The sequence below is a fragment of the Aestuariivivens sediminis genome (assembly GCF_022662105.1).
GTDB lineage: Bacteria > Bacteroidota > Bacteroidia > Flavobacteriales > Flavobacteriaceae > Aestuariivivens > Aestuariivivens sediminis.
This window is the reverse complement of record NZ_JAKMCP010000009.1, coordinates 26,112-41,941: the sequence shown is the minus strand read 5'-3', so window position 1 is coordinate 41,941 and position 15,830 is coordinate 26,112. Positions and strand designations below refer to the sequence as shown.

The following is a 15,830-nucleotide window of genomic DNA, read 5'->3' as shown; positions in this document are numbered from 1 at the left end:
ATATTGATAAGAGGATGATTACATCCATTATTTTAAACACACCTATTTATGAAAAAGTTAAACCTATTGCTGTTAAGCTTAATTTTTGTTTCTGCCTTAAATGCACAAGACTTAAGTGATGCTTTACGATATTCTCAGGATGAAATTCAAGGAACAGCTCGATTTCGGGCATTAAGTGGTGCTTTTGGTGCCCTCGGTGGCGATATGAGTGCTGTAAGCATTAACCCTGCAAGTTCAGCAGTTTTTAGTCAAAGCCATGCGTCGTTAAGTTTGTCGAATGCCGATATTACCAATGATACCCGCTATTTTAATGGTTCGGGCTCAACCAACGATTCCAATTTTGATATTCACCAAGGCGGGGCGGCCTTCGTTTTTGCCAGCAGGAATGATTCTCCCTGGCGTAAATTCTCCATAGGTATTGCCTACGACAGAACCAATAATTATGATAACGCCTGGGTTGCTCGTGGAACAAATACGAACAATCAATCCATTGATCTGTATTTTCTAAACTATGCCGATGGCGTGAGATTGGGGGATATATCGTTATTGGATGGTGAATTTATTGAGGAAGCCTACAACGATATTGGGAATATATTTGGATTTGCCCATCAGCAAGCGTTTTTAGGTTATCAGTCATACATATTGGAACCTGATGTGGATAATGATAACAATACATCCTACTTTTCGAATCTATACGACGGTACTTTTAACCATGATTACATCTATACAAGCTCCGGCTATAACGGTAAAGTCGCATTCAATTTTGCAACGCAATATCAAGATAATCTTTACCTGGGATTAAACCTTAACTCTCACTTTATAGATTACCAAAGAACCACATCACTGGAAGAAACCAACGCCAACACACCTCCAAATACAGATCCTGATCTCAATTTTATCAGATTCGACAACACCCTGTCAACAAGAGGCAGTGGGTTTTCCTTTCAGTTGGGTGCTATCCTTAAATTATCTCCAGAATTCAGGGCCGGATTAACTTACGATTCCCCTATTTGGTATACCATCGAAGAAGAAACAACCCAACTTATTGATTCGAACCTCGCGGATCCGGACATTGTTTTTGTCTCAGATATTATAAATGTGTATCCCGAATATAAAATTCAGACCCCGTCTAAAATAACAGGCAGTTTGGCTTACGTTTTTGGGCAACAAGGGTTGATTAGTTTCGACTATTCCCTGAAAGATTACGGTAAAACGAAATTTAAACCTGAAACAGATTATACAGGGCTTAATGCCGATATTAATGATGCCTTTGCACGTGCTGCCACATATCGATTGGGTGGTGAGTACAAATACAAAGAATTTAGTTTTAGGGGCGGATATCGCTTTGAGGAAAGCCCGTATAAAGATGGAGTTACCGTGGGCGACTTGGATGGCTTTTCATTAGGTATCGGCTACAATTTTGGCAATACCAAATTGGATATTACATTCGACCAGTCGAACCGAAGTTTTGAAACACCAATGTATAATGTGGGATTAACCGATCCGGTTTCCATAGACAAAACCAATTCTAATATAGCACTTTCATTGAGTTTTAATATATAAAACACCTTTTATCCCCATAAATAAGAGCTTGAATTCGGGTATTCAGGCTCTTTTTTTTGGAGTGATTCAAAGGCTTTTACCGAGGCCCATAGCTCGAAAATTAAATGTTAGTTAAAGACTAACCATTAAAAAGTGAAATGTTTATCTTTGCAAACTAAATCTTAATTAATTTTAAGAAGTATCAATAAAAAATTTAGACACGTGAAACTTAATAACGACTTCGAAGAGTTTGATGCTTTAGGTAATGATCATATTGGGACATCCCAGGATACGCCCCTTAGAAGTGATGCCTTCATATTATCGAAAGATGAAAAAATAGATATCATAAAGGATGATGTTCGTCACATAATGGAAACATTGGGATTGGACTTAAGTGATGACAGCTTAAGTGGGACCCCTTTGCGTGTGGCCAAAATGTTTGTCAAGGAATTATTTGGCGGTCTGGATCCGGAAAAAAAACCAAGTGCTTCCACATTTGAGAACAAATACAAGTATGGTGAAATGCTTGTTGAAAAAAATGTTACAGTATATTCCACATGCGAACACCATTTGTTGCCTATTGTGGGTAAAGCCCATATAGCTTATATTTCAAACGGAACGGTCGTTGGACTTTCTAAAATGAACCGGATCGTTGATTATTTTGCAAAGCGTCCTCAAGTACAAGAACGTTTAACGATTCAGATTGTAAGGGAATTACAGAAAGTTCTGGAAACCAAGGATGTGGCATGTGTTATAGATGCAAAACATTTATGTGTGAATTCCAGAGGCATTAGAGATGTAGAAAGTAGTACCGTCACTTCAGAATTCGGTGGGCGGTTTAAGGATAAAGCCACAAGACAAGAGTTTTTAGATTATATTAAATTGGATACAAAATTTTAAATCACTCGCTATCCATTTGCCAATTTATAGAACACCCATGTTACTATACCCATCCCAAAGTATAAAAATTTATAACTCCCTTTCCGGACAAAAAGAAACCTTAAAACCTATTAATGCAGGCCATATAGGGATGTATGTCTGTGGCCCAACTGTTTACAGCAATGTTCATTTGGGCAATGTGAGAACTTTTATGTCTTTTGATGTTATCTTCAGATACTTAAAACATTTGGGCTATAAAGTACGTTATGTGCGGAATATAACCGATGCCGGTCATTTAGAAAATGATGCCGATACCGGTGAAGATCGTATTGCTAAAAAGGCTCGGATTGAGGAAATAGAACCAATGGAAGTGGTTCAGCGCTATACGGTCGACTTTCATAATATTCTCAATGCCTTTAATTTTTTACCGCCCAGTATTGAGCCTACGGCAACGGGACATATTATCGAGCAAATTGAGTTGATTAAAAATATCGTTGACAATGGTTTTGCTTACGTGGTAAACGGCTCGGTATATTTTGATGTCCATAAGTTCAACGAAACGAACGATTATGGCAAATTAAGCAAGCGCAAATTGGAAGATTTGATTCATAACACCCGTGAATTGGATGGACAAAGTGATAAAAAGAACCCACAGGATTTTGCCCTATGGAAACGTGCCGAACCACAGCACATCATGCGCTGGCCGTCACCCTGGAGTGATGGTTTTCCCGGCTGGCATTTGGAGTGTACGGCCATGAGCACCAAATATTTGGGCGAACACTTCGATATTCATGGTGGTGGTATGGATTTGAAGTTTCCCCATCATGAGTGTGAAATCGCACAAAGCGAGGCAGCCAAAGGCCAAACGCCGGTAAATTATTGGATGCACGCCAATATGTTGATTATGAATGGTAAAAAAATGGCAAAATCAACTGGTAATTATATTTTGCCGGGTGAAATTTTTACGGGAGAGAATCCCCATATTTCAAAATCGTATTTACCCAGTGTCGCACGATTTTTTATGCTACAAGCACATTACAGAAGTATTTTAGACTTTACTGACGACGGGCTTTTAGCCAGTGAAAAAGGTTTTAATCGCCTCATGGACGCCCTAAGTATTCTGAACGACCTAAAGGCCTCAAATACCTCGTCTGTAGCTATAGGAGCATGGAAACAGAAATGTTATGATGCGATGAACGATGATTTTAACTCCCCCATATTAATTGCACAATTATTTGAAGCCGTAAAATATATCCATCAAATTAAAGAAGGTAAAGCATCCATTTCTTCTGAAGATTTGAACCTTTTAAAAGAAACCATGAACATCTTTATTTTTGATGTTTTAGGTTTGGAGAACAGTTCCGGAACAGCTGCAGGAAGTGATAAATTGGCAGGCGCAATTGACGTACTCATAAAAATAAGACAGGAAGCCAGGGCGAATAAAGACTTTGCCCTATCTGATAAAATTAGAGATGAATTGGCCGAAATTGGAATCCAACTTAAAGACGGGAAGGATGGAACGACATTTAGCCTTAACTAAATCGGCGCCAAACCGGGAAATGTCTTATGCTACAATTCAATGCTTTCGTATTCCCCGGTTCGTTGAAATGCAATAGTACATCACTTGTATGTAATAGGATTTCTACTCTTGTGGAATAACATAACATGAAAAAACTTCTAATTGCTCCGTTTTTGTTTTTAATCAGGATATACCAAACCCTAATATCCCCAATGACGCCTTCAACGTGCAGATATACCCCTACATGTTCGCAATATTCAAAAGAAGCACTGGAAAAATACGGATTGCTTAAGGGGGGGTGGTTAGCTTTTAAACGGATTATTAGTTGTCATCCCTGGGGAGGTTCTGGCCATGATCCCGTCCCTTAATCGCCATAAGAATGGCGCCATTACGCCAAAAATGGCCATGTTTCAAATGCGCCCCCGGCAGCTTAATACAGAATAAAGCTAAAATCCGTTTTAAAAAAGGACCGCTGTATTTGTTACATGAATCCACAAGGATAACATTGTAACATATAACGAAGAAAAAGCATGATTCGAATGTTTCTTTTTAGAGGCAGATTGGGGTGCTTACTTTATGTTTCATTCAAAAAATGCTTTTGGCATTAATTGCTTATCAAATATACAAATTTATCGTTTAAAAGCAAATTATTTCGATAAAATGTTATTTAATGGGGTGCTTTCTCGGGAATATGCTTCAAAATTTCCAAGACAAAGGTCCAATATTTTTGCACTGAGGAGATTTGGACACGCTCATCTGGTGAATGGGCCCCTCTAATTGTCGGTCCAAAACTAACCATATCCATATCCGGGTAATTCTGTCCCAGTATACCACATTCCAGTCCGGCGTGGCAGGCAGCCACATGCGGTTTTTCGCCATATAAATTGGTATAAAGATTCCGCATCACTTTCAAAATGGATGAATCCATATTAGGTTGCCACCCGGGATAATCACCAGAAAATTTTACCTCACAGCCCATTAACTCAAATGCAGCACGAAGGGCATTGGCCAGATCCATTTTTGAGCTTTCAACCGAAGAACGGGTTAAACAGGCAATATGAATATGCCCCTCCTTAACCTCAACTTTTGCAATATTATTGGAGGTTTCCACAAGATTGGGTATATCGGCACTCATTCTATAAACGCCATTCCAAGCCGTATATAACGCCCGGATCAAATCCTCTTGAACGCCTAATGCCATTATCCTTTTTGGCATATCGCACCTGGTTACCTCTATGTTTAAATCAGGTTCCATAGTTTTTAATTCCGTTTTAATGGCTTTGGTGCGCGAATCCATTTCCCCTAAAAAGGCATTGTCATGAATGGCATCAATAACTACTATTGCAACACTTTCTCTGGGAATGGCATTTCGAAGACCTCCGCCATTAATTTCTGAAATTCGCAATCCAAAATGGTCATAACCCTCAAATAAAAGTCTATTCATAATCTTATTGGCATTTCCCAGCCCCTCATGAATTTGCATTCCCGAATGCCCCCCTTGCAACCCTTTTACCTTAATTTGATACCCCACCTTATTATTTGAAATATCCTCTTCCTCGTAGGGTTTTGTCGCTGTGACATCTATTCCTCCAGCACAGCCAACACCGATTTCATCATCTTCCTCAGTATCCAAATTCAGTAAAATCCCACCTGTAAGTAAGCCTTCCTTTAAACCCATGGCTCCGGTCATACCTGTTTCTTCATCAATGGTAAACAAGGCTTCAATAGCAGGGTGTTGTATGGCATTACTCTCCAAAACAGCCATAATAGTAGCAACACCAATACCGTTGTCCGCACCTAAGGTTGTTCCCCTGGCTTTTACCCAATCTCCCTGTACCACCATGTCAATGCCCTGAGATTCAAAATCAAAAACGGTATCATTGTTTTTTTGGTGTACCATATCCAAATGCGATTGCATAACAACAGTGGTCTTGGTTTCCATTCCCTGGGTTGCAGGTTTTTTAATAATGACATTCCCAACCTCATCCACCAGGGTCTCCAGTCCTAATTTTTCACCAAAGGTTTTCATAAAAGCAATAACACGATCTTCTTTTTTTGAAGGGCGCGGTACAGCATTTAAATCAGCGAATTTATTCCAAAGTGCTCTGGGTTCCAGTAATCTTATTTCTGAATTCATCCTATTTGTATTTACAATGTACAAAGGTACATATTCTCTATAGGAATTATAAATTGTTTCCTATTTTTGATTTATGCTGAAAAACACAAAACTATTAATGGCCCTCGGGCTTATACCACAATATATTTTAGTTAGAATATTGTCCCGGTTTCCTGAATTTGTTGAGCACTATTACAGCAATGGTATTTATCCCATTATATCAGCATGCTTTAGATACATTTTGGGCTGGTTGCCTTTTTCCTTTGGAGATGTAATTTATACCGGTATGACCATTTATGCCTTAAGATGGTTTTATAAAAATCGTCGTCGATTACGAAAGGACACCAAAAACTGGATAATCGACCTACTTGCCACGGTTTCCATTTTTTATTTTGCTTTTCATATATTATGGGGTATCAACTATTATCGGCTTCCACTCCACAAAAATTTAAATTTGAATGCGGATTACACCGAGGAGAAGCTCATACGGGTTACCGAGAAACTCATTCAGAAAACAAACCACCTGCACTCAAAAATCACTCAGAACGACACGCTTAAAATTGATTTGCCCTACAGTAAAAGTGAGGTTATATCTCTAGCACCCATGGGTTATCAAAATTTAAAAAAGCTATTTCCACATTTGGAATATTACCCGAGCAGCATAAAAAAATCATTGTATAGTTACCCCCTCACGTATATGGGTTTTAGTGGTTACTTGAATCCTTTCACCAATGAATCTCAGGTTGATGGCATCATCCCAATTTTTAAATTCCCAACCACAACAACTCATGAGATTGCGCATCAATTAGGTTATGCAGCAGAAAACGAAGCCAATTTTATTGGTTTTATGGCTGCTTCAAATCATGATGATGTCTATTTTAAATATTGTGGCTATGCCTTTGGCCTGCGCTTTTGCCTTAATGAAATTTACATGCGGGACGAATGTCTTTTCGAGGATATGATCGCCGATGTAAACCAGGGCATCTTAAAAAATTATAAAGAAACAAGGGAATTCTGGGAAGCACATGAAAATCCTCTGGAACCTTTCTTCAAAATCTTTTACGGCAATTTTTTAAAGGCAAACAATCAACACAAAGGTATGGAAAGCTATAGCTATGTGGTAGCCCTGTTAGTTAACTATTTTGAAATTAATGAAATGCAGTAATACTTTTAAAACCTATCTTTAGATGCATTATGGTTAAGGAAATTACAAGTATCCAAAACAGCTATATCAAGCATTTGGTGCAATTAAGAGACAAATCCCGGGAACGTAAAAAAAGTGGCTTATTTTTAATTGAAGGCAAACGTGAAATACTACTGGCCTTGAAAGGGGGTTACAAATTGGAAAACGTATTGGTTTACCCTGATCTTTTTCCTATTGAACAATTAGATGCTTTAATGAACCAACATAGCCCTGCTATTACAATATCCAAAGAGGTCTATCAAAAATTAGCCTATCGTGATACCACTGAAGGCATACTTGCTGTTGCCCAGGCTAAAAATCATAACTTATCAACATTAAGGTTTCAACATCAGGCCCCAATCATCTTAGTCGCCGAAGCTCCGGAAAAACCGGGTAATATTGGTGCCCTGTTACGCACTGCCGATGCGGCCAACGTGGATGCGGTAATTATTGCCAACCCAAGAACCGATATCTACAACCCTAACATAATCAGATCCAGTGTGGGATGCCTTTTTACCAACGCAATTGCCACTGGCAATACTACTGAAATCATTGCTTTCTTGAAAGCAAAGAAGATGGTGATATACTGTGCAGCATTGCAAGAATCCGTGCATTATCACACTCAGGATTATACCAAACCAACTGCTATTGTAGTCGGTACCGAGGCAACCGGATTAAGTAATGAATGGCTTGAAAATTCATTTCAAAACATTATGATCCCCATGAAAGGTGAAATTGATTCCTTAAATGTTTCGGTTGCCGCAGGAATTCTTATTTTTGAAGCCAAAAAACAACGGAATTTTGAATAACTATCAAGGTGAAGGAAGCATAACCAAAGTAATCGCGGCTCATTGTAAGATTGCCGGGGCTCTGTACTCCCGACCATGATATCAGACTAAACCTATGACGGCAAACACGCTATTTTATATCATTATTGCATTATTGATTATCAATTTTTTAATCGATAAAATTATTGATGCCCTAAACGCAAAACATTATAAGGATGACCTTCCCCAGGAGTTACATGACGTTTATGATCAGGAAGAATACAAAAAATCGCAACGGTATAAAGCCACAAACTATAGGTTCGGTATTATCACCTCTACATTTTCCCTATTGCTAACACTGGGGTTTCTTGGGTTAGATGGCTTTGAGATAGTCGACAATTTAGCAAGAAGCATCACGGATAATCCTATTCTCATTGCTTTACTTTTTTTCGGTATCATCATGTTGGGGAGTGATCTAATAACCTTGCCGTTTTCCTATTACAGTACTTTTGTAATCGAGGAGAAATTTGGGTTCAATAAAACTACTGTAAAAACATTCGTTCTCGACAAGATAAAAGGCTGGTTCATGATGGCCCTTATTGGTGGTGGTCTTTTAACGCTCATACTGTGGTCTTATCAGGCTACAGGACCAAATTTTTGGTTGTATGCGTGGGCCCTGGTGGCACTGTTCACCATTTTTATGAATATGTTTTACTCCAAACTCATCGTGCCCTTGTTCAACAAGCAAACCCCTTTAGAAGCAGGATCCTTGATGGATAAAATTTCAGCCTATGCCAAAACCGTTGGATTTAAGCTTGATAAGATTTTTGTGATTGACGGCTCTAAACGCAGCACTAAAGCCAATGCCTATTTTTCGGGATTTGGAAATGAAAAAAGAGTGACCTTATTTGATACCCTGATTAACGATTTGGAGGATGAAGAAATTGTTGCGGTTTTGGCACATGAGGTAGGTCATTATAAAAGGAGGCACATTATTTTTAACCTCTTTGCCTCCATCCTATTGACAGGTGTCATGTTATATATCCTGTCTTTGTTTATCTCAAATCCTTTGTTATCCCATGCACTGGGGGTGAAAACAGCTAGTTTTCATATCGGATTGATTGCTTTTGCACTTTTGTATTCTCCCATTTCTGAAATCACAGGCCTGGGGATGAATATGTTGTCCAGGGCCTTTGAATATGAGGCCGATAATTATGCTAAAACAACCTATAAAGCCGAACCCTTAATTAGCGCTCTTAAAAAACTTTCAAAAAACAGCTTAAGCAATCTAACCCCACATCCGGCATATGTTTTTATGCACTATTCACATCCAACCTTGCTGCAACGGATAAAAAATTTGAGGACTTGAAAGCCGTTGAATAGGGAATTCTTAAGATAGGATGTAATATTCGTGTTCGTGAACCTTATATCCAAATAAAAATGTATCTTTGCCGCTTAAATTCCTCAGGGTGAGGATGTGTTGCCGGAAGTTTTAGGTTTAAGTATGTCGATTCGCTTCTTATGTAACACCACATAACATAATCGAATACTTATACAAAAGAATGAGTACTTTCCAAAACTTAGGTCTCAATGACGACCTATTACAAGCTATTAATGATTTAGGGTTTTCTACACCGAGTGAGGTACAGGAAAAAGCCATTCCCGTTTTATTACACGCTGATACCGATTTAGTGGCCCTGGCCCAAACAGGGACCGGAAAAACGGCTGCGTTCGGTTTTCCCATGCTACAAAAAATTAATGTCGATAGCCGAACCACACAGGGACTTATCCTATCGCCTACACGTGAACTTTGTTTACAGATAACCAATGAAATGAAGCTTTACGGTAAATATTGTAAAGGATTGAACGTTGTGGCAATTTATGGTGGTGCAAGCATTACCGAACAAGCTCGTGACGTAAAACGCGGGGCACAAATTATAGTGGCTACACCCGGTAGAATGAAAGATATGATTAGCCGTAATTTGGTGGATATATCTAAAATAGAATACAGTGTTTTAGACGAAGCCGACGAAATGTTAAACATGGGCTTTAAGGAAGATATTACAGATATTTTATCCCATACCCCCAAAGACAAAAATACCTGGCTGTTTTCGGCTACCATGCCCAGTGAGGTGGCTTCCATTGCGAAGCATTTCATGCACCAACCACAGGAAATTACCGTGGGCAACAAAAATGAAAGTACCAATCAGGTGTCGCACGAATATTATTTGGTGAATTCACGGGATCGATATCTCACCTTAAAACGATTGGCCGATGCCAATCCGGATATCTTTTCTGTCGTATTCTGCAGGACCAAACGCGATACCCAAAAGGTTGCAGAAAAATTAATAGAAGATGGATACAATGCCGGAGCCCTGCATGGTGACTTAAGTCAGAATCAACGTGACCTGGTAATGAAGGCCTTTCGAAATAACCAGATTCAAATGCTGGTAGCGACCGATGTGGCAGCTCGTGGCATTGACGTTGAAGATATCACCCATGTGATTAACTACCAATTACCTGATGAAATAGAGACCTATACCCATCGTTCAGGGCGTACGGGGCGTGCCGGTAAAACCGGGGTGTCCATGGTCATCGTTTCAAAAAGTGAAGTGCGTAAAATCAAAAGCATTGAGCGCATTATTAAAAAGCAATTCGAGAGGAAAACTATTCCAAACGGCATGGAAATTTGTGAAGTGCAATTGATGTCCCTGGCGAATAAAGTCCACAATACCGAGGTCAATCACGATATAGATAATTATTTAGGAAAAATCAATACACTTTTTTCAGACACCACTAAAGATGAATTGATTAAAAAATTCTTTTCCGTAGAGTTCACCCGTTTTTACAATTATTATCAAAAAACACCAGATTTGAACACCATAGAAAGTTCCGGTAGTGATGATAAGGACAGGGGCGACTCCACGCGATATTTTATCAATGTCGGAAAAAAGGACGGCTTCGATTGGATGAGCCTAAAAGACTTCTTGAGGGAAATTTTGGAACTTGGTAAAGAAGACGTCTTTAAGGTCGAGACCAAAGACAGTTTTTCATTTTTCAATACGGAAAATGCGGTTAAGGATAAAGTCTTAAATTTCTTTACGGACTTTAAATACAATGGTCGATTTGTAAACGTGGAAGTGTCTGAAAACCGCGGTAACGGTAAGAGAAGGGACAGAAAACGAAATGGAAGTAACAGAAACTTCAAACAAAATGATTCTAAAAACAGAACAGAAAGAAGATCGACATCCGGAAAATCAAAACCAAGACGTTCAAAATCGAATGACTTCGCCGCTTCAAGACCCAGGCGTTCTCGCAGATAGTTAAACTTTTTTGTTAATTTTAAGTCAAAATAAAATCACAACGGGATTACTAATTTTTTCTTTAGTATTTTTATATCAGAATATCAGTTTTAGCTTAAACCATGAAAAAACGCCTACTTCTTTTTGCCTTTTGCATCGCTTCTGCCTTCAGTATGGCTCAGGAAGTGGGTAAAGCAATTGGAGTGGTCACCAATGCTGCCGATGGGGTTCCACTTGAAAATGTCAATATCGTAAACTTAAACCAGGTTATTGGGACATCGTCCAATATTAATGGTGAATTCGATATTGTGGCTCAGGTTAACGATACCCTGCACTTTTCCTATTTGGGTTTTAAATCCATAAAAGTGCGGGTGACCAACGACTGGTTGAAATTTGGAAATGCGAAAATTGAACTGACTGAATTGGCATTGGCTCTGGAGGAAGTCGTCGTAAATCAACTAAAACTTACGGGGTACCTGGAAGTAGATATCAAACAAGTCCCTATCATAAACGAAAATTACCGATACAGTATTTCCGGTTTGCCCAGTACAGGGTATGAGGCCAGAAAACCTACGGGTGTAAACAAAATTCTGGGGTCCATTTTTAATCCGGCCGATTTCTTGCATCGCATGTTTGGAAAAAAACCGAATGAGATGCGCAAGCTAAAAAAGATGAAGGAGGATGATGAAATTCGGAATTTGCTGGCCACCCGCTTTGACCGGGAAATGTTAACGGTTTTACTCCAGGTAGATCGGGTTGATCTGGACGAAATCGTAAGCCAGTGCAATTACTCCAAAGGCTTCATACAATCGGCCAACGACTTACAAATACTCGATGCCATAAGTGAATGCTACGAAGAATATAAGGTACTTAGTCGTGGAAGAAGTAAGCGGCTGTAGATACCATAGGAGACCTTCCTATATTTTTTAATGCATTCTGAGGTTTCACTATTCTGCAAAATCTAAAATTGTCCGTCCATCCACAACTATGACGACACATAAAGAAACATTACAGACCTGGAATGCCATAGCCAAAATCTACGAGAACAAGTTTATGGATTTTGACCTCTATAATGATACCTACGACGCAATTTGTAAAGCCCTTGAGAAACGCAACGCGACAATACTGGATATAGGCTGTGGTCCGGGAAACATCTCAAAATATGTATTATCGAAAAGACCCGACTTTAAAGTTTTAGGCATTGACATGGCCCCAGATATGATCGAGCTTGCCCGAAAGAATAACCCAACTGCTCATTTTCAGGTAATGAATATTACAAATATTAAGGGACTTAAAAGTAAGTTTGATGCCATTATTGGTGGGTTTTGTGTACCCTATTTATCACTAAAGGAATGCAAAGATCTTATTTCCAATGCCTACCAGTTATTGAATGAAAGGGGCATAATCTACTTAAGTTTTGTAGAAGGTGACCCTGATAAATCGGGTTTTAAAGAAGGCCATTCCGGTCGGGTATTTTTTTATTATCACCAATTAAAGGACCTAATGAAACCATTGGTTCAGATGAAATTTTCCGAAATCAAAACCTCCCAAGTGGCCTACAACATATCGGAAAGTGAATTCGAATTACACACCATTTTGACCGCAAGAAAGAATGCCTAAACGCTATGGCTTATAGCGTGGCACTTTTCATCTCATTTTTTTTATTGACTTATCCCATAAATTTTTGTGATGTCATTCACAAAAAGTTACATTTGTTAAGATCACTGAATACTAATCAAAATGATTAAAATCCCATGAAAAAGATTCGAATTCCATTTATGATAGCCATTGGAAGCATTTTACTTTTAAGTTTCCAGATCATCAATAACAAATTACATCTCTTACAATCACCGGGTGCCGTTATTGAAGATTATGAAGAACCCGATTATGGTTTGGGGGCCGGGCATATCGATTCCCTGCTGCCTTACCCTAATTTAAAAAAGGGAGAACGGACCCCTTTTGATTTATGGCGCTATGGTGGAAAGGGAAAAAGCTCCTTTACCACACCAGAATTACCCATGAGCTGGGACGAATGGGTAGCCTTCCACAAAAAACAGAAGCCGGAGTTAATGGCCGATGTTAGAACCTATATGAATTCACGTTACGACTTCAACGGTGAGGTGTATGAAGGCAAAGTGATGTCCGGCGGAAGAAAGCCTATAATGAAAGGCCCCATTGCCAGACTCCCTCGCGGCATTTCTTCCTTTGAAGCCTTATCTGCCTATTCGGCAGACGACATTAAAAACAAGGATCTGTTCCCGTATAAACCTTTGGCGCATCCCTTACAAACCACGGCACATATGTTATTTCCGGACACCTGGAATGAGGTGCACCCGGAGCATGCCAGGATAGATGTGGATCATGATTTCCCGGATGACTATCTGCCGGAATTTCCGCCACCCATGTTCCTCTCCAATCACAAGGAGCTGGGGGACGTCACCAAAGGACGAGAAGTAACACTGGCCAATTACTATGAGATTTTTGATGGCTTGCTTACACCGGAACAAATGGAAGGCTTAAATGAATTATTAACACCAACTCCAACAACCTGGTTTAACCATACGCCGCACAGAGTGACCTTAGAACCCAGTGCGGGAGTATCCTGTTTCTCGTGTCATGTTAACGGCCATACCAATGGCGCCATTGAACTGGGCCCGGACAGCCGGCCCAATTTAGCCCGACTGCGGGTAGATACCCCAACGATGCGCGGTAATTTCAATGCCATGCAATTGGCGTCCAAACGTTCCATTCGTAGCATGGACCATTTTGCCGAAGTAGAAGAGTATTTCGATGGAGACCCGGGCATGTAACAACATATCGGGCAAAGGGGTTTACAAAGGGCCTTATCGAATAGAATGGGTGATTTTAATTCTATGCTCGATTTTCCTCCTGCACCGAAATTGGATGCCATGAGTAATTTAATACCGAGCAAATCTACTGAGCAGGAATTACTGGGCGAACGGTTATTTAAAGGGAAGGCGAAGTGTGCCTCATGCCACTATGGACCGGCCTTTGTGGATGACTATTTGCACGATCTCAAGGTAGAGCGCTTTTATAAGGGAAGACCAGAAGGCCCTATAAAAACATTTCCGTTAAGGGGGATTAAAGATTCTCCTCCATATTTTCATGATGGTCGACTCCCGACCCTCGATGATACCGTAGAGTTTTTCAATTTGATATTAGAATTACAATTGAATAAAAAAGAGAAGGACGCCTTAACCGCTTATATGATGTGCCTGTAGCGTCAATTCCATTAAAACAAACACAATCAAGAGGTATATGCAGCATATGCCTCTTGATGTTTTAGGGAGGGCATGACCCTTTTATAAAGCATCGTAATACCGATCTATAATCCTTTGATAGCTTTTAATGGTTGTTTTACACCAGTCCATTCGTTTTTGTAATTTTTCGGCTTCACCGAGTTGCCATTCAGTTGTGGTTTGTTTCAGCCTGGTCATGGTATCGTGCAAAATAATGGCCACTGAAACAGAAATATTTAAACTCTCCGCAAACCCCACCATGGGAATCCTGATAAAACCATCAGCGGCATTCAGCACGTCGTCCGAAAGACCTTCGGTTTCCTTACCGAAGAAAAAGCACGATTTTTGGGTAACGTCAAAATCTTTTAATTCACCATGGGTCACATGAGGCGAGGTAGCCACAATCCGATAGCCCTGTCCTCGCAAATGCGCCAAACAATCCTTAACCGAACGATAACGGTTTATGTCTACCCATTTTTGGGAGCCCATGGCAATTTCCCTGTCAATCTGTTTGGTATTAAGCTCCTCAATAACATGCAGTTCCTGTATCCCAAATACGTCACAACTTCGCATAACCGCACTTGTATTGTGCAGTTGGTATACATCTTCAATAGCTACCGTAAAATGCTTGGTACGTTGGGATAAGACGTTCAGGAATTTTTCTTTTCGTGATTCGGTTAAATAGGTCTCTAAATAGTTTAATAATGCAACATCCATCATAGTACAAAAGTAAAACTATGGATCATAACACCACAGGTTGAACCCGGGAGAACCGTTACTATCATGTATTACAATTATAGATTAGTCCCTTGTTTAGTGTTTTGAGTGTAATGCAATGCGATTGCCCTCACTATCAATAAAAGCAGCCATGTAACCGTATTCCGGTGAAATCTGTGTTTTGGGCTGATAAATCTCACCCCCGGAGGCCACCACTTTATCCAATTCATGCTGAACATCATCACTCATAAAATAAATGAGAACCCCTTCCTTACTGGGGATATAAGAGTCCTGCTTAATTAATGTGCCCTGGGCACCATGGGCTTCCCCTCTATCGGGGAACCAACCCATTAATACGCCACCAAAGTTATGGATTTCTATTTCCACATTAAAAACGGTTTCATAAAATTGTTTCGCACGATCCATATCATCAACTGGTATCTCAAACCAGCCTACCATGTTGTTTTTCATAATAAATCCAAGTTTAGATTAACCGCTTTAAAATTACGAAAAATTGCCGATTACATAAATTTGAGATCCTGAAA

Annotated in this window: 15 protein-coding genes; 12 read left to right on the top strand and 3 right to left on the bottom strand. The window is 39.7% G+C overall.

Features of this window, described 5'->3' with window-relative positions:
- Positions 1-48: 48 nt before the first annotated feature.
- The 4 genes from MR054_RS15870 to yidD all read left to right on the top strand — a co-directional run bounded on the left by MR054_RS15870 (position 49) and on the right by yidD (position 4,308).
- Complete coding sequence (locus MR054_RS15870) at positions 49-1,563, top strand: OmpP1/FadL family transporter (protein WP_242087407.1); 1,515 nt, start codon at positions 49-51, stop codon at positions 1,561-1,563.
- 201 nt (positions 1,564-1,764) lie between these two features.
- Positions 1,765-2,442: a GTP cyclohydrolase I FolE gene (gene folE, locus MR054_RS15865; RefSeq protein WP_242158801.1), complete on the top strand. Its 678-nt coding sequence runs from the start codon at positions 1,765-1,767 to the stop codon at positions 2,440-2,442.
- A gap of 37 nt (positions 2,443-2,479) precedes the next feature.
- Entirely contained in the window at positions 2,480-3,961 is a 1,482-nt protein-coding gene (cysS, locus tag MR054_RS15860) for a cysteine--tRNA ligase (RefSeq protein ID WP_242158799.1), read from the top strand.
- 125 nt (positions 3,962-4,086) lie between these two features.
- Positions 4,087-4,308, top strand: coding sequence for a membrane protein insertion efficiency factor YidD (gene yidD / locus MR054_RS15855; protein ID WP_242087401.1), 222 nt, complete (start codon positions 4,087-4,089; stop codon positions 4,306-4,308).
- 299 nt (positions 4,309-4,607) lie between these two features.
- On the opposite strand, the gene MR054_RS15850 is transcribed toward yidD, so the two are convergent.
- On the bottom strand, positions 4,608-6,077 hold the full coding sequence (locus tag MR054_RS15850; protein WP_242158798.1) for an aminoacyl-histidine dipeptidase: 1,470 nt from the start codon (positions 6,075-6,077) through the stop codon (positions 4,608-4,610).
- Between the two features lie 73 nt (positions 6,078-6,150).
- Between MR054_RS15850 and MR054_RS15845 the strand changes: the two genes are divergently transcribed.
- From MR054_RS15845 to MR054_RS15810, 8 genes are all read left to right on the top strand, one after another.
- Positions 6,151-7,221 (top strand): DUF3810 domain-containing protein, encoded by a 1,071-nt coding sequence (locus MR054_RS15845; RefSeq protein WP_242158796.1) that lies wholly within the window; start codon positions 6,151-6,153, stop codon positions 7,219-7,221.
- A 29-nt stretch (positions 7,222-7,250) separates the two neighbouring features.
- Positions 7,251-8,048, top strand: a complete 798-nt coding sequence (locus MR054_RS15840; RefSeq protein ID WP_242158795.1) for a TrmH family RNA methyltransferase — start codon at positions 7,251-7,253, stop codon at positions 8,046-8,048.
- Between the two features lie 94 nt (positions 8,049-8,142).
- Positions 8,143-9,375, top strand: a complete 1,233-nt coding sequence (locus MR054_RS15835) for a M48 family metallopeptidase (RefSeq protein ID WP_242158794.1) — start codon at positions 8,143-8,145, stop codon at positions 9,373-9,375.
- A 193-nt stretch (positions 9,376-9,568) separates the two neighbouring features.
- Positions 9,569-11,329, top strand: coding sequence for a DEAD/DEAH box helicase (locus tag MR054_RS15830; RefSeq protein WP_242158793.1), 1,761 nt, complete (start codon positions 9,569-9,571; stop codon positions 11,327-11,329).
- A gap of 101 nt (positions 11,330-11,430) precedes the next feature.
- Positions 11,431-12,207: a carboxypeptidase-like regulatory domain-containing protein gene (locus MR054_RS15825; protein WP_420868353.1), complete on the top strand. Its 777-nt coding sequence runs from the start codon at positions 11,431-11,433 to the stop codon at positions 12,205-12,207.
- Between the two features lie 88 nt (positions 12,208-12,295).
- Positions 12,296-12,928: a class I SAM-dependent methyltransferase gene (locus tag MR054_RS15820; RefSeq protein WP_242158792.1), complete on the top strand. Its 633-nt coding sequence runs from the start codon at positions 12,296-12,298 to the stop codon at positions 12,926-12,928.
- A 134-nt stretch (positions 12,929-13,062) separates the two neighbouring features.
- Positions 13,063-14,118 (top strand): hypothetical protein, encoded by a 1,056-nt coding sequence (locus MR054_RS15815; protein ID WP_242158791.1) that lies wholly within the window; start codon positions 13,063-13,065, stop codon positions 14,116-14,118.
- A gap of 45 nt (positions 14,119-14,163) precedes the next feature.
- Positions 14,164-14,550 carry a hypothetical protein gene (locus MR054_RS15810; protein ID WP_242158789.1) on the top strand — a complete coding sequence of 129 codons (387 nt, stop codon included), beginning with the start codon at positions 14,164-14,166 and terminating at the stop codon, positions 14,548-14,550.
- A gap of 81 nt (positions 14,551-14,631) precedes the next feature.
- Here MR054_RS15810 and MR054_RS15805 read toward each other — a convergent pair whose 3' ends face one another.
- Together MR054_RS15805 and MR054_RS15800 are read right to left on the bottom strand one after the other, a co-directional pair.
- Complete coding sequence (locus MR054_RS15805) at positions 14,632-15,288, bottom strand: TrmH family RNA methyltransferase (protein WP_242158787.1); 657 nt, start codon at positions 15,286-15,288, stop codon at positions 14,632-14,634.
- Positions 15,289-15,381: 93 nt separating this feature from the next.
- Positions 15,382-15,756, bottom strand: coding sequence for a VOC family protein (locus MR054_RS15800; RefSeq protein WP_242087383.1), 375 nt, complete (start codon positions 15,754-15,756; stop codon positions 15,382-15,384).
- Between the last annotated feature and the right edge of the window lie 74 nt (positions 15,757-15,830).